The organism is Planomonospora corallina (assembly GCF_042650625.1).
GTDB classification, from domain to species: Bacteria; Actinomycetota; Actinomycetes; order Streptosporangiales; family Streptosporangiaceae; genus Planomonospora_B; species Planomonospora_B corallina.
The window spans coordinates 1-17,698 of sequence record NZ_JBHSBM010000060.1 but is presented as its reverse complement, the minus strand read 5'-3'; the positions used below and the strand labels follow the sequence as shown (position 1 = coordinate 17,698).

Genomic DNA, 17,698 nt, shown 5'->3' with positions numbered 1-17,698 from the left:
GACCCCGCCGCTGTTGGCGGCGAGGTCAGACCCCTACATCTTCAGCAGTCTCCTAGGTCCACAACGCGGACGTTCCCGCACTACGGCGGATACCGGATCGAGCTGCCACAGACCCGGCTGGTCGACGGCCACGGCGCGGACGGCCAGCCTCCGCCGCCGCTGCTGCTTCACGCGCGCCATCACTCCGTCCCTGCTGCCTGCCGCTGCGCGACCCGGCCGATGAGCGCGGCGGCCAGCGTCAGCGCAGCCGCCGTCACTTCGTGCCCGCAGCCGCGCTGGACCGCGTCGTCGTAGAGGCGGCGGGCCGCGTCCGGGTCGCCGCTCCCCCACGCGGTGAAGATCTGCAGCGCTGTGGCCGACGGTTCCGGAAGGCCGCACCCGTCCAGGCCCGGCGGCCCGCCGCCGGTGTCGGCCAGCACCAGGGCCAGGAGGTCCTCCCCATCGGCCAGTCCGGCGATGCGGTGCACGGCCTGGCCGAAGCAGACCGTCGCCCCGTACAGGGCGGGCCAGCCGTGGCCGGCCAGGGCGCTCATGCAGGCGTCGACGGCCTGCCCGTCGCCGTCGACCGCGGCGGCGAGCGCGGCCGTGATCAGCTCGGCCTGCCGGTCAGGGCCGTTCGGGGACATCGCTGCCTCCTTGGTCGCGGAGCGTCTGCTGGTAGCGGGCTTCGTAGCGGGTGCGGGTGGCGCGGCTGACGCCCAGCCGCCGCGCCGCCTGCTCGGGGGTGTCGCCCGCGTCGCGGTGGGCGGCGTAGGCGTCGCGGCGGTCAGCGGGCCGCCCGGCCGGGTAGGTACGGCTCGGCGGCGGCGGCCCGGTCTCGGGGCGCCCGGCGTTGCGCCAGCGCATCGCGCACGGCCGGATCCACGTCCGCACGCCGAGCTCACCGGTGCGGTCGCAGCCGCACGTGCAGGTGATGACGCGGCTCACGGCTGGTCTCCGTCGCCGCCGTCAAGGGCGCGCCGCCGCCGGTCGGCGCGGATCATGTCGGGCAGCCGCCGCAGCGGCGGCCGCCATGCCTCGGCGCTCAGATAGCCGATGAACTCGCGGGCCAACCTGGGCACCAGGTGGTCTTGCACGTAGGGGCGCAAGCTGTCGGCGAGCGTCTTCTCCGCGTCGTCCCAGGCGGCCTGAATGTCGGGGTCGGGACTCATCGGGTCCTCCGTGCTTCGATCAGGGGCCGGGCGGTCAGCGGGGGCGGGGTCACGGGTCGATCCCTGCGGCGAGGAAGGCGTTCAGCGCCTTGCGGACGCGAATCGGCTGCCGGCACGAGTCGCAGCCGGGACGGCCGCACATGCCGGGCGGGGGCGCGGCGCCGTGGTAGCGGCAGGAGTGCTCGCCGTGCTTGAGGGCGTCGCGGGCCAGGCGCAGCACGGTGGCGGTGTCGGTTCCGGCGGGGCAGTCGACAGCCGGGTGGCCTTGCCGCATCGAGCGCGGCGGGTGGCTCTGGCCGTGCTGGTCGCAGCCGGGGTCGGCCTTGTCCAGGTCGACGAGCCCGCACGCCTCCTGCGGGCACGGGCAGCCGTCTTCGAGTTCGTGGCCGCTCCAGGACCGGCCGCGGTGGTATCCGCTCATGAGGTCGCCTGGTCGAGGTCGTCGGCGCTGACGCCGAAGTGGGCGAGCGCGGCCTCCCATTCGGCCTGGTCGCCGTCGGTCCAGGGCCGGTCGGGGGCGTGGGGGGCGCAGCGGGTGCACTCGCAGGCGCCGTGCTCGGGGCAGGCGTCGCCGAGGGCGACGTCGCGGCCGAGGCGGCGCAGCGCCTCCCGCATCTCCGGGATGTGCTGGTGGTCTTTGAAGGCGTGCTCGGCGATGACCATGCGGGCGTAGGCGACGACGGCGTCGCGCCCGAATCCGCGCGCGAGCGCCTGGGCGACGAGCCCGGTCAGGTGCCTGCGGACCCAGGGGGGCGCGCCCCGGTAGCGGGAGCCGATCGCCGCCACGAGGGAACGAGCCGTGAACTCATCACCCGGTTGCGCCGCAGGCGCCGGCGCCTCGCGCGCGTTACGGCGCGTAAGCGCGCCTGCGGCGCGAACCGGGGACGGCGGCAACGAACTCTTTAACGCACTCCCTAACGCACTCTTAACGTACTCGTCCGCAACCGTTGCGGTCCGAGGCTGCAACGGTTGCGGTCCAAGGCTGCAACCATTGCGGTCCAAATCCGCAACGGTTGCGGTCGAAGGCGGCTCATGTTCTGAGTTATCCACAGGCTCCGACCGCAACGGTTGCGGTTCAGGGGAGGACGGTGTCCCTCCGTGGAGCTTGCACGGGCCGACGCCCGGCGTGTTCGTCCCCCACCCGGCCCGCCGCGTGCACATGCCGCTCTTCGACGTCAGCTCCCCGCACTGGTCGGCTTTCTTCACCGATGCGGCCAGCGGGTCCTCCAGCGGCCACGCCAACCGGTAGACGTTGGTCTTGTTGCGGACGCGGACCACGATGATCCACCCGTCGCGCTCCAGGTCCTCAACCGCCGGCTCCACCGTCCGCTCCGACAGACACAGGTCGGTGGCCAGCGCCTTGAACGACGGCTTGGCCTCCTTGCGCACCTTGCCGAGCGTGTGCACGTGCAGCCGCTGCGCCACGTTGATCCGCGACGATTCCAACCCGTCGTGCTGGTAGATCAGCAGGATCCACAGCAAGCCCGGGTTGAGATGCAGCAGCTGCTCGGGGCTGAGGTACTTGCGGACCCACTCCGGCGGGTCCGCGGTGTCATCGATGGCGACGCAGGACGCGCTCACGGTCTGTCTCCGATGCGGAAGGAGAGGGACGAGGGGTTACTGCGGGGGCGGGCCGGGTCTTCGCCGGGTCACAGCGCCGCCTCCGCCTGGCCGTCGCCGGACCCGAGCCGCTCCTCCAACTGCCGGACCCGCTCCCGCAACGCCTCGATCACCCCGTTGGCGCGCTCGAGGTCCCGCTGGAACCGGGCCTCGGAAGCGGCCACCCAGTCGACCGCGGCGATCCGGCTGTCGGCGCGGGCCTCGGCGGCGGCGACCCGGTGCGCGGCCAGTTCAGCGGCCCGCTCACCGACCCGCTCGTTGAGCTCCGCGAGCGCCGCGTGCAGCGTCTGCGCCAGGCCCAGCGCCTCCTGCTGTTCGGCGTCGGGCTCCGCCCCAGTGATCTCGGCCAGGCCCTTGGTGAACCGGTAGCCGACCCCGGTGACGCTGACGATGTAGACCGGCCGGTCACCGGGGTCGCCGATGGCCTGCCGCAGCAGGCTGACCTGCGCGTGGACCGTCTTGGCGTTGGCGCCTGCCTCGCTGCCCCACACGGCGCGCACGAGTTCCGCGCGGGAGACGACCGTCCCGGCCCGGCCGGCCAGGCACACCAGCATCCGGTACGGGGTCGGCCGCAGCCGCAGCGGCTCCTGCCCCTTCCACACCTGGTGGGCGGCGGCGTCGATGCGGATCACGTCGATCACGGCCGCCCTCCGGGGGTGTCGTAGGCGCCCAGCAGCCGCAGCGTCCGGGTCCGGCCGTACGGGGTGAGCCGGTAGAAGCGGCGGCGCGGCCGGTCCGCACCGGGCGGCAGCGACTCCCAGGCGCTGAGCACCCAGCTGCGCACCTGCAGGCGGACCAGAAGCCGGGAGACGGTCCTGGTCTTGACGCCGGCGCGGGAGCCGATGGCGGCGACCGTGAGGCCGGGTGCGCTGGTCAGCGGGACGCGCAGGACGCGTTCGGATGCCGGGGTGAGGCGGACGCCGTCCACGACGGGGCGGCGCCAGAAGAAAACGTTCACGACTCTTCCTCAGGGTCGGGTGAATGGTCCGGACACGCGGGCCACCAGGCACGGACGTCGGTGGCGGCGCCGTGGGTGACCCGCGTGCCGTTGCCGCGCAGGCATTTCGCGTACGAGCGCGCTCCGCCGCGGACCGGCTGCCGCCACCGGCAGGTCCCGCACCGGCGCCCGGCCGCGGACCGGTCATCGTGCGGGGCGGCCTCGGCGTGCAGGCGTCCCCCCGTCAGCGGGTGCCGGCCGCAGGCGAGCGCCTCGGCCTGCCGGCAGGTCCGGCGCGCCCCCGCAGATTCCTCCGGTTCGGGTGGCGGCGCGGCCTGCACGTCGAACAGCGGGACCAGGTCGTCAGCCACGGCGCCCGCCGTGCCCGGCCCGCCGCGGCGCCGACGACCGCCGGGTGGCCGCCTGCTCCCGCGCGACCCGCCGCAGCTCACCGCGGATCGCATCGAGACGGCGCCTGCCCAGTCCCGGCAGGTCCAGGAGTTCAGCGTCGCCGTGCTCGGCGAGCCGGTCGAACGTCGCGATCTGGGCGTCGGCGAGCGGGTTGAGCACATGCCAGGTGAGCCCGGTCAGCGTTTCGAGAATGCGGGTGCCGCCGGGCAGGCCGGTGGCGGCGACGAGGTCACGGACCCTGTCCACGAGGGATTTCCTTTCGGCTGGTCAGCGGACACGCACGCGGGTCTTCATGCATCGGGCGCACCGCTGGGTGACGACCCGGCCGGTGGTCTCGATCTCCTCCCAGCGCGGCCGGTGGATGCGGGGACGAAGGTGGATCACACCGGTCTCGGGGTGCGGGCGACCGCCTGCTTGGCGGTTTCCCGGGCGGCGGCGTAGGCGGCCCAGTCCTCGTTCCGGCGGCGGTACGCCGACCGCAACTCGGAGCGCAAGCCCAACGGCAGGCGCTTCCAGTCGTTGCGGCACATGAACAGCTGCACCGGGATCGTCGCGCGGCAACCCGCGGCCAGGCACCGGTGCACACGCTGCTGATCAGCCATGACGGCCTCCAGAGGGTAGAGCGATCGGGTGGGGGCCCGGCCCTGCCGGGGCGGGGCCGGGTGTAAGGTCCGGCAGCTGGACGATGAGCAGCCGCAGCTGCCCGCCGGGCACGACCGGCCCGCGCCGCATGTCGGGGCCGATGAGGTGGGTGTCGTCGTCGTCGGGCAGCACGCCGGCGTCCACCACGCCGTCGACGAACCCCTTGAAGCTGGGGTACCAGTTGCCGACATCGCGATGACCGTTGTCCTCCGGGCAGAAGATCCCGAAGATGTGCGCGCGTTCCAGCGCGGGAACACGTGCCCGTTCGACGGCTTTCCGGCCTTCCCTGCGCAGCACCTTGGTCAGCTTCGCTCGCTGCATGTGGTGGATCCGCCGGTTGGCGTTGATCAGCGGCAGGCCGGGCGGCAGCTGCACGTGCCAAACGCGGCAGGTGCCCGCCGTCAGCTGGGCGAGCGTGGGGGCGACGGCGAGGATCTCGTCGATGCTCACCGCGGCCCTCCGGCGACGGAGCGGGCGATGGACAGCGCCAGGATGTAGCAGGCGCACGCGTAGTCGCCGCGCGGCCCGTACTCGCGGTCGCAGTAGCCGCACACCAGCGGTTTGGGGTGCTCGCCGGTACAGCCGGGCGGGCAGCCGTCACCGCAGTCGGACCACTGGTAGACACCGGACTCGAAGCGGGTCGCGGCGTCCTCCAGCAGCGCGGCGACCGGGCCGCGGGCGGCGAACGTCGCCACGACGGCCACGGCCAGCGTCGGCGAGCCGAGCACGACGACGCGGCACGCGCCGCACACGGTGCCGGGCGGGTGATCGCCTCCGCTGCACCAGGCGATGTCGTCGGTGCCGGCCAGGCGCAGGCTGCCGCCGCCGACGCTCACGCGCAGCAGTTCAGCGGCGGCACGCAGCCTGCCCACCTCCGGCCATGCCTGGCCGTCGTCCCGCTCGGCCGCCGGGCCGGGAGCCGCAGGTGATCGCAAAGTCACGTCAAACCTCCCGGACAAGGACAGGGATGGGGGCGCCGGACGGCCACAGGCCGGGCTGGTGCAGCGCGACGACAGCGGCCAGCACCGCCAGCACGATCGACACGAGGATCACCGCGCTCACGACGAGGTGCGGCCGGTCACGCAGGTGGGCGAGCACCGCGTACGCGGCGGCGCCCAGCGACCAGACGGCGAGGATCACCACGAGCGCCGTCACCGGGCACCCGCCCGGATGCGGGCGCGGATCACGGTCAGGCCGTCGCCGACGGGCACCTGGTCGACGCGGCGCAGCTCGGCCGCCAGCAGCCGCGCGCCGCTGCCAGGCGGCAGGCAGACCCGGTCCGGTCCGGTGTCGTCCGGGACGGCCTGGACACCGGAGGCGGTGGCGATCACGGTCGCCTCCCGCGGGTCCGGCCGGCGGCCAGCCGCATCTGGTCGCGGCGGCGCCGCACCGCCCGGTCGCGGGCGATCCGCCGGTGGGCGCGCCAGGAGTCGCGGACGATCGGCGCGACGAACCAGCCGGCGACGGCGACGGCGGCGGCGCCGATGAGGGCCAGGAACAGCACGACGGAGATGCCGACGAGCAGGAGCAGACTCATCGCGGCCCCCGATCCGGGCCCTGCTCGGCGAGGCTCCGCGTGGGCCAGGCGCGGCCGCACCAGTAGCAGCTCCCGGTGCGGCACTCCGGTCTCACCCACCCGCCGTCGGCCATGACGAGAGCGATGACGACGCGCATCACGCACCCCAGTCCCGGAAAGTCAGGCGGGCCACTACACGGGCCCGCAGGGCCGGCCGGGCGCGTACGAAGTCCCACGCGACCGCGCCCGCCAGGGCGGCGATCGTCAGCCAGTCACTCACCGCCGCGCCTCCCCGGCAGGCTGGACCGGCAGGATCTGCGTGGCCGGCAGCGGCGGGACGCGGCGGCAGTCCTCGCCCGCGGGCATCCCGCCGCCGTCGGCGGAATGGAACAGCCCGGACGGGTGGCGCACCATCGGTTCGCCGCACCGAGGGCACGGCCCGGCGTCGACCTGGGTGGGTTCGGCGGGCGGCCACACCGGCTGCTCCAGAGCCGGTACGGCTGCCGGGGCGGGCACCTGCGGCTCCGCCCGCTCCGCGCGTTCGGCGCGGTGCTGTTCGGCGAGGTCGATGAGGGCCTGCCACTCGGCGGCCGCCTGACGGCACTTCACCGCCTGGTCGTCGAAGCTCTCGGCGGCCGCCAGGTGACGTCCGGCGACGTCCCGCTCCACGGCGCCCTTCGTGGCGTAGTCGTCGGCTGCGGCGGTCGCGCGGTCCATGCACTCCCGCAGATGCTCGATGGTGTCGGGGCGGAACTCCGCCTCCAGCCTCACGGCGGGCTGGTCGACGGTCGTGGTGTCGTACACCGTGACTCCTTCGGGGCGGGGCCCCGGCGCTGCCGCCGGGGCCGGATCGGTCAGAAAATCGGGGCGGGCCGGTAGATCAGCAGCGGCCACCCCGTCTCACAGCCGTCGTGCGGCTGGCCCAGCCAGTCGAGGTACTCGCGCCGCCCGGTCTGGTAGGCGGCGTGCTCCCGCGTCTGCAGCTCGTGCAAAGCAGCCAGCGGCATGGCGGCGATCTCCGGATGCCGGTGGGCGATCATCCAGGCGACGCGGGCGGCGGCGAGCGCCTGCCCGGCGGTGTCCTGGCCGCGCTCGAGGCGCACCCCCCACCGGGAGCACAGGCCAGGCAGGACCTGCGACGCGCTGCAGGTACTGCGGTGCGCGAACTGGTCGGCGCCCACGTAGTGGTCGAGCACGTCGGCGTCGATGACGGGTCCGATCGGGCGGCCGAGCCGTTCCTCCACGGTGCGCAGCTGGTGGCGGCGCAACTCCCGGTCCAGCAGGGTGAGCTCGAAGACGACGCCCGCGCCGACCAGCGGCCAGCCCGCAGCCAGCGCGTCGGCCACCGCGGTCGCGATCTCCTCCAGCACCGGCTCCGGAGGGCGGCCGTGCGCGCGGACCTGCTCGGTGGTGATGCCGCACGCCGCGGTGACGGGCGCAGGGATCTCCTCCTCCGGGTCGATCAGGTGGCGGCGGATGAGCGGCGCCGGCTTGCCCGGCTCGATCCACACCAGCCCGGCTGCGACCATCCGCGCCTCGCGCGGCTCCGGATCGGTGCCCGTCACCCGCCAGGCGAGCATCGGCCCGCGGTGCCAGCCTGCGCCGCTCACCGCGGGCCCTCGCTCCCGGTACGGCCCGCGGGCTCCGGGCCGGGGTCGTCGGCGAGCGCGGCCAGGTGCTCGGCGGCGGACCGCTCAAGCTCGGCGTGGCGCCGCCGGACCCGGGTGACGTGGCCGAGGACGTTCCGGGTCAGCCACGACTCGCGGACGCCCGCGTGGCCCTCCTCTTCGGTCTCGCACCGCCAGCAGATCATCCGGTAGGCGCGGACGTCACCGCCGGTGGCGGGCCAGCCGAGTCGCGCCCCGCACAGGGCGACGTTGTCCCCGCCGGGGACGTACCGGCCGTCGCGGACCACGTGGACGTACCGGCCGCCGTTGCGGCGGCGGCCGTACCTCTCCAGGTGGTGGGTGGGCTGCAGCACCGTCACCTGGCGGCACCCCCCTCAGCGACCAGGCGGCCGGCGAGGGCCTGCAGCAGGTGGATACCGTCCTCGACGTCGCGGGCCAGCTGCACCGCCAGGACGTGCGCCGGGTAGACGCGGGCCAGGCGGGCGGTGTTCTCCCGGTCGGCGGCGACGATCGCCGCGATGAACGGCTTCGTGAAGCTGCCCGGCTCCATGCCGCCCGGCAGGCCGTAGTGCCACAGCACGTGCGCGGCGACAGCCTGCGTGATCTCCACTTCGATGTCGCCGGCGCGGACGCGGGCGGCCAGCTCGGCGGCTTCGGCCTCACCCATCGTCAGGACCCCGCACGGTGCGGGCCCCGCCTGGCGCTGTCCGGCGTGGACGGTGACGCGGGCGGTCCCGTCGCCGGCCGGGTCCACGCTGGTGGTGATGCGGATCATCGGGCCTCCGAAAGGTGGTAGCGGTGGGGCTCCGCCGCGCCGCCGGTCCGCACGGCCCGGCCGTCGGCGACGAGCGCGTGCAGGACGGCCCGGACGGGGCCGAGGGTGATACCGGGCCAGGCGGTCCCGGCGGCCTGGTAGACGGCGCCCAAGGTCGCGCCGGGCGGGTCGTCCGGCAGCAGCCGGGCGATGCCGTCGCGGGTCGCGGCGGCCATCACGCCTGCCCGGTCATGTCGTCGAGGACGTCGGCGTGGGCGTCGACGAGGCGCGTCAGGTGGCGCAGCGCCCGCCGGGCCGTGAGGAGTTCGTGGACGGCGTCGGCGTGGTCGAGCCGGGCGAGGGCGCCGTCCTCGGTGCCGACCGACAGGCTGTTCAGCAGGTCGCTGGCGGCCAGGAGCGCGGACTGCGCGGCGGTGATCTGCTGGCACAGCAGGTCGATGCTGCTGCGGTCGCGGTTCAGGACGTGCTCGCTGAGCACGACGTACTCGGCGACGGTCTTCTGGGTGGTCGCGGTGTTCATGGCCCCTCCATGGGGTGTGCGAGATGGGCGGGGCCGCCGTACAGCGGGCGCGGGCCGTACGGCGGCCCCGCGAAGGTCAGGGCAGCGGGCGCGGTATCCGGCGGGGCAGGGCGAGGCGGATGTGCCACAGCCCGCACCCGCACCGGCAGCGGATGGCGCGCTGGCCCCGGCCGGTGATCGCGGCGCGGGCGAGCGCCTCGCTGCCGTAGGCGTCCCGTTCGGGGCGGTTGCAGACCGCGACGCGCACCCACTCCTCGTTCGGCCACAGCTCTCCGCTGAGGTGCGCGAACCACGCGTCGGGGCCGGGGCGGGGCGCGCGGGCCCGGGCGCTCTTGCGGGCCCGGAGGCGCCGGACGGGTTCAGCGCACGCCAGCAGGGCATCCCGGAAACTACGAGGCACCGGGCGTCTCCTCGGAGAGGCGGATCGGGCGGTCGTCGGCCGCGTGGACGACCGTGGCCTGGCCGTCGGCGGTGACGGCCGGGCAGCAGCGGCATCCGCGGTGGCAGGGGGCCGGGTCTTCCAGCAGCCGCACCGGGCGCAGCCAGCCGTCGTCGTGGTCGGCGAGCTGGATGGTGGAGCCGCCGCAGGCGTCGGCGAACACCATCACCGCTCACCGCCGTCCGCGGGCCGAGCGTCCTCGCCGGCCTCGGCTCCGTTCTGTCCGGAGGTGGTGGCGCGGTGGACCAGGCACAGCGGCCCGAAAATCTTGCGGACCTTCTCCGGATTGGTCTCCACGTAGGAGGTGTCGCCGACGGCGGGCACCAGGGCGAGGCCTTCCTTGCCCTCGTCGGTGTCGACCCAGTGGCGCGCGAACCAGACGTTGACGAACGCAGGAGGGAAGGGGTCGGGGGGCAGCTCGGGGCCGCGCCACACGTCGCCGGGCTGCGGCGGCCAGTACGGCGGGGCGACGTCGGTGACAGTGACCGCGTCGGCGTACAGCTCGACCATCACCGTGCCGGTGAGGTCTTCGTCGTCGTAACCGGCCATGACGTACTCGGCGGTGATCGTGCCGCCGTTGACACCGGTGACGGTCGCACCCTTGATCTCGATGTCGATCTTCGCGCCGACCTCGGGGACGGTCACGATCTGGGGAGTGCTCACGCGCAGGCTCCGATCTGCTGAGCGGGGAGGTGGGGGCGGTGGCCGATGGCGGTCCACCGGGTTCGGCCGTGGTGCTCGCGGCGGGCGTAGCGGACGTAGACGACGCCGTCGCCGACGGCGCGGGCGGCGGCGTGCCAGGCGGCCCGGTCGAGCGGGTGGCGCTGGTTGCGGAGGCTGCGCACGGTGGGGTGCCAGCACGGCACCGCGCCCCAGCCGATCGCCTGCCCGTCGCCCGGGATCGCGGCGTACGTCGCCGCCTGCGGCAGGTTCGGCATGTAGTCGCGGGTCTGCCCGTCCGGGTGGTGCACGCGCACCGCCGCGCCCGCCGGGACGTAGACGACGGCGACCTCGTCCCCGGCGGGACGGGCGATCACGAAGGCGGCGACGCCGGCCTCAGCGGGCGGGTGGGAGGCGCCGCTCACGGGGTCACCTCGGCGGCCAGCTCGTAGCGGGTCTCGCCGCCAGTGACGATCTGGCGGCACACCTGCTTCGTGGCGGCGTAGAACTCGATACCGACCAACCACCAGCAGCAGCGGATGCCGGCGTAGCTCTCCCGCACGAACGGCTCCAGGCGGGCGCCCGCGGCGCGGGCGGCGCGGGCGTACCCGGCGATGACGGCGGCCGGGTCTTCGGCGGGGATGGCGGGCATCAGCACCGTGCCGCTGTCGGAGACGACGGCCCGCTCGGCGATGTCGGGGCGCTCCTGCAGGAAGCCGGCCAGCTGCCGGTAGGCGTCGGCGTAGGCCAGGACCGCGTCGAGGGCGGGCATCGGCTCGGCGCGGTGCGCGTCGAAGCGGTCGAGGTCTGCGGCGCGGACGCCGCGATGCAGCGTGTGCGGCGGCTGCGAGATGATGGTCACGATCCGGTCCCTTCGGTAGGCGGGATGTCGGGGTCAGCGGGTCCATCCGGTCGCATCGGGTGGGCCCGCAGGCGTGTCAGGCCTGCTCGTGCCGGGCGCCCTGCTCGTGCTGGGCGGCGCGGGCGCGCTGCAGGATGTGCGCGTAGTAGTCGGTCCTGGCGTTCACGGCCCGCCGGACGCGCTCGTCGTGCGGGAGCCGTCCGTCGGGGTCGACCCGCTTGAGCCAGTACGGCATTTCGGCGGGTGAGGCGGCGCGGGCACGGACGGGCGTGACGGCGGTGGCCCGGCCGGGGTCGTTGTTCCAGCGGGCGCGGGCGGCGCGGCGGGCCCGGTCGCTGCGGCTGGCGGATGCGGTCATGAGGCGGCCTTTTCGTTGTCGTCGGCGATCACGAACAGTTCGCGGATGAAGCCGCGCACGTGGGCGTCTCCGAGGAGCAGTAGGACGTTGATCACGTAGTTGACGTTCAGTTCGCGTTCGCCTCGCAGGGCGCGGCTGTGGATCGAGTTGTGGACGCCGACGGCGGCGGCCTGCTCGCTTTTGGTGAACAGGCCGAGCGCGTGGGCCCGGCGTTTGAACTCGGCGGCGTTGAGGGTGACGCGATGCGTCATGAAGGGGTCTCCGTTCCACGGGAGTCGTGCTGCACCGCACAGTTGTGCTGTGGCGCAAAGGAACACTAGACCTTTGCTGTGCTGAGTAGCAATGAAAAGAGCGAGGTTTTTCTGCCTCGCAATGGGATTTATCTGCAACTTCGCAAAACGGACTGTTTTTGCTCCCTAGCAAGCCAGTGCCAGGAAGCAACGCCGCCCGGTATCATCTTTGCTCATGGGCAAAACACCAGGTCAGCTTGGATCTTGGCTTGCCGAGGAACTCCGCAAGCGCGGGTACAACCTTCAGCGCGGCGGCCAGTCCCGCTTCGCTCGCGAGTCAGGACTGAACGTCTCCAGCATCAACCGAGTCCTCAACGAAGGCCGCAGCCTGGAGATCGAGGGCCTGCGCCGCATCGCCGAAGCACTCGGCTACTCGCTCGGCGAGGTCATGATCTTCGCCGGCGTCGCCGACCCCGACGAACTGCCCATCCGGGCCGGCACGACCGCGCCCGACCCGGCCCAGGCCGCCGAGACGCCGCCACCCCGCTACGACGACCCGATCCTGCAGCACCTATGGGACACCCCGGACGAGAACCTCAGCGACGAGCAGCGCGGCATGCTCATCCAGCTGTACCTGGCGGTCAAGCGAGCCTCCGACCAGCCGCAGAGCGGCGGGGCGAGCGCGGCGAGAATGAACCGCCGAGCAGTGTGACGGCCGTCATCACCCACCACATCCCGACGGTAACCATCTGATCACATATAGCAATAAATACTTATTGCTGAGTAGCAATACGGCACCGTAGGCCTTTGACCGAAGGGGAAGCCCCTTACCGCCCGCGCCCGCCGAGGTGCCTATGCCAAGTGACAGACAGACTCTGCACGACCTGTTGTCCACCGTCCGGCTGCAGATTCAAGCAGCCGCAGCCGACGCTAAACCCATCACCGACCTGACGCAGTTACTCGAGCTTCGCCGCCAGGTCGCCGAACTCGAACGGGCCTTGACCGCGGCGGTCTCCTTGCATGCTGTCCCCATCGAGCTGTGCCACGCGATGCGCGCCCCCGAGGGAACAATCCAGACGGCCGACGTGAACGTCAGCGGCCACCCCGTCCGCGTGATCGTTCACCCTCTCGGCCGCGCCGACGCCCAGCGTGAGACCGTCGCCTGGGCCGATATCACCGCCACCGTCGCAGGCCGCCTCGCCGACGGCCGGCAACTGCGGCCGATGGACCAGGCCATCGCCGCGCTGGAGGTCACCACCTCCACCCTGTCGGCGCTGGTCGTCAACACCGAGCAATCCCGCCAGGCCGCCCGCATGGCGATCGACGCCCTCCGCCACGGCACTCTGCTACCGCTGCCCGTCGCCGTGGCGTGGGACCGGCTGCGCCGCAGCCCTCGCCGCACCATCACCGCCATCACCGCCGTCCTGCCGATCACCGTCGCCACCGCGTTAGTCTTCGGGGCGTATGTCGGCTCACCTCCCGACTCGCCGCTGACGCAGATGCGACCCGAACCCGCGCTTGCGGAGACAGAGCCAGCCGCCCCGACCGCCCCGCCGCCTTCCGCGAGGCCCACAGGCGACGGCTCCGCCGCATCGCCGCCCTCCCGGTCGGCGCCCTCCGATTCGGGGAAGCCGCCCTCCTCCGACCCGCCGGGGCGACACTCCGCGCCACCCCCCTCCTCAGATCCGACGGCCAGGCCGTCGCGGCCAGCCAGCCCGCGGCCGCGGGACAAGGACGACTCGGCGGCCTGGCCATCGGATCCGCGGCTGTCCCAGAACCCGGCGACGGGAGACCCCGGGCCCGGCGCATCACGGCCGCCTCGATCAGCGACCGTCGCTCCGCCCGCAGCAGCGACGGACCCGCCCTCGAAACCGGCCCCAACGCCCCCGAAGCCGGAGCCGACGTCTCCGCCACCCGCGCAGCCCTCACCGGCGAAAACGTGCCACCTGGCCCAAGTGGACGTCGACCTGCCGATCCTCGGCGCCGACATCTGCCTGTAGACGCGAAAGCGCCTCCGCTCTCGAACGACCTGGGCGGAGGCGCTTGGCTTTCCTACGCCAACTGAGCGAGCTCGTCCTTGGCCCGCTGAGCGTCCAGCCAGGCATTGATCTCACTCTTCCATGCGACCAGCGGGCGGCCCTGCCGCCACAGCGGCGGCGCGTCGTCACCGCCCCGATGCCGCAGCCATCGCAGGGTCTGCTCGCTGCGCCGCGTGTAAGCGGCGATCTCCGGCAGGGTCATGAGCGTGTCGTCAGCTGGCCGGCGGCCGCCAGCACCGCGGGACGTAGCTCGGGTAGGGCTCACAGCGACTTGTCCTCAACTGGATCGGGGATCAGGAGGCGGGCGGCGGGCTCCAGGGCCAAGGTTGCTTTCTGGCCGCCTCACCAGGAACGTTGCCAACCCGACAACGGTCTGATGATGTGTTTAAGCAAAATATTGTTTAACACAGCCAGCCATAACCACGCAACGTCAACGCTCATGCGCGATATCGTGCGGCCCGTGGACGAACAGCCGAACCCGCACACACGGTGGGAAGCGAACTTCATCCAGCAGATGCGCCTGCTGCGCGAGGCCCGCAAAATGACGCAGTCCGACTTAGCCCGGGAGTTGAAGAAGTTCGGGCTGGCCTTCCACCAGCAGACCGTCCAGCGGATCGAGATCGGCGAGCGCCCGGTACGGCTCAACGAAGCTCACCTCATCGCATCGATCTTCGACGTCGACGTGGAGACGATGTCGTCTGCCCTCTCCCTCACCGACCGCGAAATCCGCTACGGCATCGACCGTCTCCGTGCCCGCTCCACCACTCACGCCGCAGACCTCAGCGACACCCTCGCCGCATGGATCAGTGACGTCGAAGCCTTCACCCGCGTCCTCGCCGGACGCCTACCCCCCGGAGCCACCGCCGCCACCGACCTGGACCCGGTCACCCGGTGGGGCATGGCCTGGGCGATGAAGGCACTCACCACCTATGAGGCGTTCCTGGAGCTGTGGCGGCGTCTCACCGACCTCGGCGGCCAAACTCTCCCTCCCTACCTCGACAACGATCCGGCGCTCCTGCCGACCGCTCCCGATGTTCTCAGCCTGCTGTACAGCTGGCGTGACGCGTTCGGCGACGCTCATTTGCTGGCCCTGGCCGACACCGACGACCTGTACGAGCATGTCCCCGACGACGAGACCTCCGACTGATGGCGCACATCGACGACCGGTGGATGCGCCGCAAGCGCGGCCCGGACGGCAAGTTCATGTTCGACGCCAAGGGCAAGCCAGTCCTGGAGAGAGACCCGGAGCGGTACGGCAAGGGCAAGCGCTGGCGGGTGCGCTATCTCGACCCGGACGGCAATGAGCGCAACAAGTCCTTCGCCAAGAAGGTCGACGCCGAGCGCTTCGAAACCGAGGTCGAGGCCGACGTGCTGCGCGGCACGTACATCGACCCCAGCGCCGGAAAGGTCACCTTCCAGAAACTGGCCGAGGACGTCTTCGAACACCGCACACTCGATCCGAAGACCCGAGACGCGATGCGACGGCGCATGGCCAACCACGTCTACCCGGTCATCGGATCGGTGGAGATAGGCAGGCTCGCGCAGCGCCCCAGCATGATCCAGCAGCTCGTCAAGACGCTGGAGGACAAGCTCACGCCCAACTACATCCAGGTACTCATGTCCCACGTCGGGCTTGTCTTCTCTGTCGCGATCGACGACAACCTGATCACCAAGAACCCGACGAAGGCCTCAACAGTCGTCCTGCCGAAAGCCACCAAGAAGAAACTCGTCCCGTGGACGGCCGAGCAGGTACGCGACATGACCAGCGTGCTTCCACCGCCGTACCAGGCGATGGTCCCGGTCGGCGCCGGCTTGGGCCTGCGGCAGGGCGAGATCTTCGGCCTCAGCCCCGACGACATCGACTGGGAGCGCGGCGTTGTCCATGTCAAGCGGCAAGTCAAGTCCGTGAAAGGGCCCGATGGGAAATGGCAGCTGCTGTTCGCGCCACCGAAGGGCCGCAAGCTCCGTGAGATCCCGCTCGCCAGCAGCGTGCAGGCCATCCTGTCTGAGCAGTTGGACCGTTTCCCCCCGATGGAGGTGACCTTGCCCTGGCGGGCGACCGATGGGGAGCCCACCACCGTCCGCCTGTTCTTCAGCGAGCCGGACAGGATCTACGGCGGCGCCCTGGACGCCCACTTCGCCAACCGGATGTGGCACAAAGGGCTACAGGCCGCTGGCATCCCGCGGATGCGGGAGAACGGGATGCATGCGCTGCGGCATCGATTCGCTTCCACGCTGCTGACCGACGGCGAGTCGATCCAGGCCGTCTCCGAATGGCTCGGGCATCACAGCGCCGCGTTCACTCTGACGACGTACGTGCATCTGATGCCGTCCTCCGAGCAGCGGATGAGGCGGATCATCGACGCTGCACTGGGGCCTGCATCCGGTCCTGACGGCCCACAGACGGCCCAAACCTCTAACGATCATGCTCTTGCGCAGGTCAGATGATGTGTGGGCCGACTAGTTGTCGTAGTAGCCGGGGAAGGGCGGCGCGACGGCGGAGCGGGCCCCGGCGCGCTCTTCCTCACCGAACATCTGCTCGCGCAGGTCGCGGAACTTGTTGCGGCGGTACTCCATGCCGGCCGGGTCGGAGCCGTCGAGGTCGACGACGTGGTTGGCCACGTCGTTGCCGCCGGCGTAGTACGGACTGGCCTCCATGATGACCGGCACCTTCAGTCCGGCGGCGGTCGCCGCCGGGCGCATGATGTCCACGGCGACCCGGTCGGGGCGGCCGTCGGCGTCGCTGTCGGTCCCGGCGACCTCCACGAACACGGTCTCGGTCAGGGCGTCGGCGCGCGAGTGCACGGGCTGGGTCTCGTCGTCCACGATCGGCGCCGGCGGGGGCGGGGCCTGGGGCTCGGCCGCCGCCGGCGGGGCGCCGAGGGGTACGGCCAGCGCCAGGGTGAGCAGGAGCGTCTTCCAGCGGTTCATCGAGGGGGGCTCCCTTGTGGGGTCGATGAAGATTGACAACTTGTGTCAATGTCCGCCCTTGCGATCTTCCCTGGCAAGATCCGGAATGTAACGAATCCGCGCCATCCGGGACCCTGCCGGTCACAGCGCAGCGTGTTCCGGCACGGTGGGCTGCTTGCGCGGCGGGTGCCGTACCGCTCTGCTGAAGGGCCCCTCCCGCCCTCCCCGGGTGGGGCCCGCGTGCGTGTCGGCGGCTACGTGCGTTCCCTGGTCCCGAGCCCGGTCGATGCTTCCTCCAGCGGGTCGTCGGCGATCGGCCCCGGACGGTGGGAGATGATCGTCCCCATGGCGGCGGACGACCCTCCGCGCTCAATGCACCGGCTTGGCCCCGTGTCCCCCGGCGATGCGGTCGATACGCGCCGCGAGCTCGAACTCCTCGCCTGTCAGCCGATTGCCGGCGCCGTGCGTGGTGTGGTTCAGCCTGGACCCGGACCGCGAGCCGTCCTGGACGGTGCTCGCCCGGGAGGCGCCGGCCTTCGGCGGCACCCGGTGACCACTGATGACGGTGTTCGCCTGCGCCCCCTGCGGAGTGGTGCTCAGCGGTGATCTGCGCCCGCTGGCCGCGGTGCCGGCGCGGGGCGGTCCGGATCACGCCACACGGCATCGCGCCGGCCCGCACCTGCCCCGGTCTCCGGCACCGCATCAGGTCCTGTGGCGGCTCGCGGCCGATCGACCTGGGCCCACGGCGGCAGCTGCGCGACCAGCAGCGCGAGCAGATGTCGGCCGGCCTGCGCAACGGGCTCACCACGATCTACGCCGCCGGCGAGAACCCGTTGGATCTGCGGATGCCCGCGTCCATGCGTGAGCGGCTGCCGAGGATGATCCACGCCCGGTGCGTGCAGCTGCGCGCCGTACTGGAGACCACCGCCGAAGCCGGCTTGCAGAGGCCCGGCGCTCCCGGGCTCCAGGCCGATCTCAGGAACGAAGGCCGGTGGTGGCG

General features: G+C 72.4%; 36 protein-coding genes. 5 read left to right on the top strand and 31 right to left on the bottom strand.

The features are described 5' to 3' along the window. Window positions 1–179: 179 nt before the first annotated feature. The 29 genes from ACFOWE_RS31375 to ACFOWE_RS31235 form a co-directional block, all read right to left on the bottom strand. Window positions 180–626: a hypothetical protein gene (locus ACFOWE_RS31375; protein WP_377294269.1), complete on the bottom strand. Its 447-nt coding sequence runs from the start codon at window positions 624–626 to the stop codon at window positions 180–182. After that, window positions 607–927 carry a hypothetical protein gene (locus tag ACFOWE_RS31370; protein WP_377294267.1) on the bottom strand — a complete coding sequence of 107 codons (321 nt, stop codon included), beginning with the start codon at window positions 925–927 and terminating at the stop codon, window positions 607–609. The genes ACFOWE_RS31375 and ACFOWE_RS31370 overlap by 20 nt, the downstream gene beginning before the upstream one ends. Next, window positions 924–1,151, bottom strand: a complete 228-nt coding sequence (locus ACFOWE_RS31365; RefSeq protein ID WP_377294265.1) for a hypothetical protein — start codon at window positions 1,149–1,151, stop codon at window positions 924–926. The genes ACFOWE_RS31370 and ACFOWE_RS31365 overlap by 4 nt, the downstream gene beginning before the upstream one ends. 49 nt (window positions 1,152–1,200) lie before the next feature. Next, window positions 1,201–1,572, bottom strand: a complete 372-nt coding sequence (locus ACFOWE_RS31360) for a hypothetical protein (RefSeq protein WP_377294263.1) — start codon at window positions 1,570–1,572, stop codon at window positions 1,201–1,203. Further along, window positions 1,569–2,732 carry a hypothetical protein gene (locus tag ACFOWE_RS31355; RefSeq protein ID WP_377294261.1) on the bottom strand — a complete coding sequence of 388 codons (1,164 nt, stop codon included), beginning with the start codon at window positions 2,730–2,732 and terminating at the stop codon, window positions 1,569–1,571. Before ACFOWE_RS31355 ends, ACFOWE_RS31360 begins: the two co-directional genes overlap by 4 nt. Window positions 2,733–2,800: 68 nt before the next feature. Beyond that, window positions 2,801–3,412 carry a winged helix-turn-helix domain-containing protein gene (locus tag ACFOWE_RS31350; protein WP_377294259.1) on the bottom strand — a complete coding sequence of 204 codons (612 nt, stop codon included), beginning with the start codon at window positions 3,410–3,412 and terminating at the stop codon, window positions 2,801–2,803. Next, on the bottom strand, window positions 3,409–3,729 hold the full coding sequence (locus ACFOWE_RS31345; RefSeq protein WP_377294257.1) for a hypothetical protein: 321 nt from the start codon (window positions 3,727–3,729) through the stop codon (window positions 3,409–3,411). The genes ACFOWE_RS31350 and ACFOWE_RS31345 overlap by 4 nt, the downstream gene beginning before the upstream one ends. Next, entirely contained in the window at window positions 3,726–4,079 is a 354-nt protein-coding gene (locus ACFOWE_RS31340) for a hypothetical protein (RefSeq protein WP_377294255.1), read from the bottom strand. Before ACFOWE_RS31340 ends, ACFOWE_RS31345 begins: the two co-directional genes overlap by 4 nt. Beyond that, on the bottom strand, window positions 4,072–4,365 hold the full coding sequence (locus ACFOWE_RS31335; RefSeq protein WP_377294253.1) for a hypothetical protein: 294 nt from the start codon (window positions 4,363–4,365) through the stop codon (window positions 4,072–4,074). The genes ACFOWE_RS31340 and ACFOWE_RS31335 overlap by 8 nt, the downstream gene beginning before the upstream one ends. Before the next feature lie 134 nt (window positions 4,366–4,499). Then, entirely contained in the window at window positions 4,500–4,721 is a 222-nt protein-coding gene (locus ACFOWE_RS31330) for a hypothetical protein (protein WP_377294251.1), read from the bottom strand. Next, the gene (locus ACFOWE_RS31325; RefSeq protein ID WP_377294249.1) at window positions 4,714–5,211 is read right to left on the bottom strand and encodes a hypothetical protein; all 498 of its coding nucleotides are present in this window, start codon (window positions 5,209–5,211) and stop codon (window positions 4,714–4,716) included. The genes ACFOWE_RS31330 and ACFOWE_RS31325 overlap by 8 nt, the downstream gene beginning before the upstream one ends. Then, window positions 5,208–5,702, bottom strand: coding sequence for a hypothetical protein (locus ACFOWE_RS31320; protein WP_377294247.1), 495 nt, complete (start codon window positions 5,700–5,702; stop codon window positions 5,208–5,210). The genes ACFOWE_RS31325 and ACFOWE_RS31320 overlap by 4 nt, the downstream gene beginning before the upstream one ends. Window position 5,703: 1 nt before the next feature. Beyond that, complete coding sequence (locus ACFOWE_RS31315; protein WP_377294245.1) at window positions 5,704–5,916, bottom strand: hypothetical protein; 213 nt, start codon at window positions 5,914–5,916, stop codon at window positions 5,704–5,706. Continuing rightward, window positions 5,913–6,092 (bottom strand): hypothetical protein, encoded by a 180-nt coding sequence (locus ACFOWE_RS31310; protein WP_377294243.1) that lies wholly within the window; start codon window positions 6,090–6,092, stop codon window positions 5,913–5,915. Before ACFOWE_RS31310 ends, ACFOWE_RS31315 begins: the two co-directional genes overlap by 4 nt. Further along, on the bottom strand, window positions 6,089–6,298 hold the full coding sequence (locus ACFOWE_RS31305) for a hypothetical protein (protein ID WP_377294241.1): 210 nt from the start codon (window positions 6,296–6,298) through the stop codon (window positions 6,089–6,091). The genes ACFOWE_RS31310 and ACFOWE_RS31305 overlap by 4 nt, the downstream gene beginning before the upstream one ends. A gap of 136 nt (window positions 6,299–6,434) precedes the next feature. After that, entirely contained in the window at window positions 6,435–6,557 is a 123-nt protein-coding gene (locus ACFOWE_RS31300) for a hypothetical protein (protein ID WP_377294239.1), read from the bottom strand. Continuing rightward, window positions 6,554–7,081 (bottom strand): hypothetical protein, encoded by a 528-nt coding sequence (locus tag ACFOWE_RS31295; RefSeq protein ID WP_377294237.1) that lies wholly within the window; start codon window positions 7,079–7,081, stop codon window positions 6,554–6,556. Before ACFOWE_RS31295 ends, ACFOWE_RS31300 begins: the two co-directional genes overlap by 4 nt. 50 nt (window positions 7,082–7,131) lie before the next feature. After that, window positions 7,132–7,887: a hypothetical protein gene (locus ACFOWE_RS31290; RefSeq protein WP_377294235.1), complete on the bottom strand. Its 756-nt coding sequence runs from the start codon at window positions 7,885–7,887 to the stop codon at window positions 7,132–7,134. Beyond that, complete coding sequence (locus ACFOWE_RS31285) at window positions 7,884–8,264, bottom strand: hypothetical protein (RefSeq protein ID WP_377294233.1); 381 nt, start codon at window positions 8,262–8,264, stop codon at window positions 7,884–7,886. The genes ACFOWE_RS31290 and ACFOWE_RS31285 overlap by 4 nt, the downstream gene beginning before the upstream one ends. Further along, entirely contained in the window at window positions 8,261–8,680 is a 420-nt protein-coding gene (locus tag ACFOWE_RS31280) for a hypothetical protein (RefSeq protein WP_377294231.1), read from the bottom strand. The genes ACFOWE_RS31285 and ACFOWE_RS31280 overlap by 4 nt, the downstream gene beginning before the upstream one ends. Continuing rightward, the gene (locus ACFOWE_RS31275; RefSeq protein WP_377294230.1) at window positions 8,677–8,895 is read right to left on the bottom strand and encodes a hypothetical protein; all 219 of its coding nucleotides are present in this window, start codon (window positions 8,893–8,895) and stop codon (window positions 8,677–8,679) included. The genes ACFOWE_RS31280 and ACFOWE_RS31275 overlap by 4 nt, the downstream gene beginning before the upstream one ends. After that, entirely contained in the window at window positions 8,895–9,200 is a 306-nt protein-coding gene (locus tag ACFOWE_RS31270; RefSeq protein ID WP_377294228.1) for a hypothetical protein, read from the bottom strand. The genes ACFOWE_RS31275 and ACFOWE_RS31270 overlap by 1 nt, the downstream gene beginning before the upstream one ends. A gap of 76 nt (window positions 9,201–9,276) precedes the next feature. Beyond that, entirely contained in the window at window positions 9,277–9,600 is a 324-nt protein-coding gene (locus ACFOWE_RS31265; RefSeq protein ID WP_377294226.1) for a hypothetical protein, read from the bottom strand. After that, on the bottom strand, window positions 9,590–9,805 hold the full coding sequence (locus ACFOWE_RS31260) for a hypothetical protein (RefSeq protein ID WP_377294225.1): 216 nt from the start codon (window positions 9,803–9,805) through the stop codon (window positions 9,590–9,592). Before ACFOWE_RS31260 ends, ACFOWE_RS31265 begins: the two co-directional genes overlap by 11 nt. Further along, entirely contained in the window at window positions 9,805–10,302 is a 498-nt protein-coding gene (locus ACFOWE_RS31255) for a hypothetical protein (RefSeq protein WP_377294224.1), read from the bottom strand. Before ACFOWE_RS31255 ends, ACFOWE_RS31260 begins: the two co-directional genes overlap by 1 nt. Next, window positions 10,299–10,724 (bottom strand): hypothetical protein, encoded by a 426-nt coding sequence (locus tag ACFOWE_RS31250; protein ID WP_377294223.1) that lies wholly within the window; start codon window positions 10,722–10,724, stop codon window positions 10,299–10,301. Before ACFOWE_RS31250 ends, ACFOWE_RS31255 begins: the two co-directional genes overlap by 4 nt. Continuing rightward, on the bottom strand, window positions 10,721–11,161 hold the full coding sequence (locus tag ACFOWE_RS31245; protein ID WP_377294221.1) for a hypothetical protein: 441 nt from the start codon (window positions 11,159–11,161) through the stop codon (window positions 10,721–10,723). The genes ACFOWE_RS31250 and ACFOWE_RS31245 overlap by 4 nt, the downstream gene beginning before the upstream one ends. 76 nt (window positions 11,162–11,237) lie before the next feature. Then, on the bottom strand, window positions 11,238–11,519 hold the full coding sequence (locus ACFOWE_RS31240; RefSeq protein WP_377294219.1) for a hypothetical protein: 282 nt from the start codon (window positions 11,517–11,519) through the stop codon (window positions 11,238–11,240). Beyond that, window positions 11,516–11,770, bottom strand: coding sequence for a hypothetical protein (locus ACFOWE_RS31235; protein ID WP_377294217.1), 255 nt, complete (start codon window positions 11,768–11,770; stop codon window positions 11,516–11,518). The genes ACFOWE_RS31240 and ACFOWE_RS31235 overlap by 4 nt, the downstream gene beginning before the upstream one ends. 214 nt (window positions 11,771–11,984) lie before the next feature. Between ACFOWE_RS31235 and ACFOWE_RS31230 the strand changes: the two genes are divergently transcribed. Next, window positions 11,985–12,461, top strand: a complete 477-nt coding sequence (locus ACFOWE_RS31230; protein ID WP_377294215.1) for a helix-turn-helix domain-containing protein — start codon at window positions 11,985–11,987, stop codon at window positions 12,459–12,461. Window positions 12,462–12,603: 142 nt separating this feature from the next. After that, window positions 12,604–13,749 carry a hypothetical protein gene (locus tag ACFOWE_RS31225; protein ID WP_377294213.1) on the top strand — a complete coding sequence of 382 codons (1,146 nt, stop codon included), beginning with the start codon at window positions 12,604–12,606 and terminating at the stop codon, window positions 13,747–13,749. A 52-nt stretch (window positions 13,750–13,801) separates the two neighbouring features. On the opposite strand, the gene ACFOWE_RS31220 is transcribed toward ACFOWE_RS31225, so the two are convergent. Further along, window positions 13,802–13,990, bottom strand: a complete 189-nt coding sequence (locus ACFOWE_RS31220) for a helix-turn-helix transcriptional regulator (RefSeq protein WP_377294212.1) — start codon at window positions 13,988–13,990, stop codon at window positions 13,802–13,804. Between the two features lie 258 nt (window positions 13,991–14,248). Between ACFOWE_RS31220 and ACFOWE_RS31215 the strand changes: the two genes are divergently transcribed. Both ACFOWE_RS31215 and ACFOWE_RS31210 read left to right on the top strand, forming a co-directional pair. Continuing rightward, window positions 14,249–14,935, top strand: coding sequence for a helix-turn-helix transcriptional regulator (locus ACFOWE_RS31215; RefSeq protein ID WP_377294210.1), 687 nt, complete (start codon window positions 14,249–14,251; stop codon window positions 14,933–14,935). After that, window positions 14,935–16,236 (top strand): tyrosine-type recombinase/integrase, encoded by a 1,302-nt coding sequence (locus tag ACFOWE_RS31210; protein ID WP_377294208.1) that lies wholly within the window; start codon window positions 14,935–14,937, stop codon window positions 16,234–16,236. Before ACFOWE_RS31215 ends, ACFOWE_RS31210 begins: the two co-directional genes overlap by 1 nt. 12 nt (window positions 16,237–16,248) lie before the next feature. On the opposite strand, the gene ACFOWE_RS31205 is transcribed toward ACFOWE_RS31210, so the two are convergent. Further along, window positions 16,249–16,719: a CocE/NonD family hydrolase gene (locus tag ACFOWE_RS31205; protein WP_377294206.1), complete on the bottom strand. Its 471-nt coding sequence runs from the start codon at window positions 16,717–16,719 to the stop codon at window positions 16,249–16,251. A gap of 581 nt (window positions 16,720–17,300) precedes the next feature. On the opposite strand from ACFOWE_RS31205, the gene ACFOWE_RS31200 reads away from it, so the two are divergent. Then, window positions 17,301–17,698 (top strand): hypothetical protein (locus ACFOWE_RS31200; protein ID WP_377294204.1); only part of this gene is annotated, 398 nt, incomplete at its 3' end.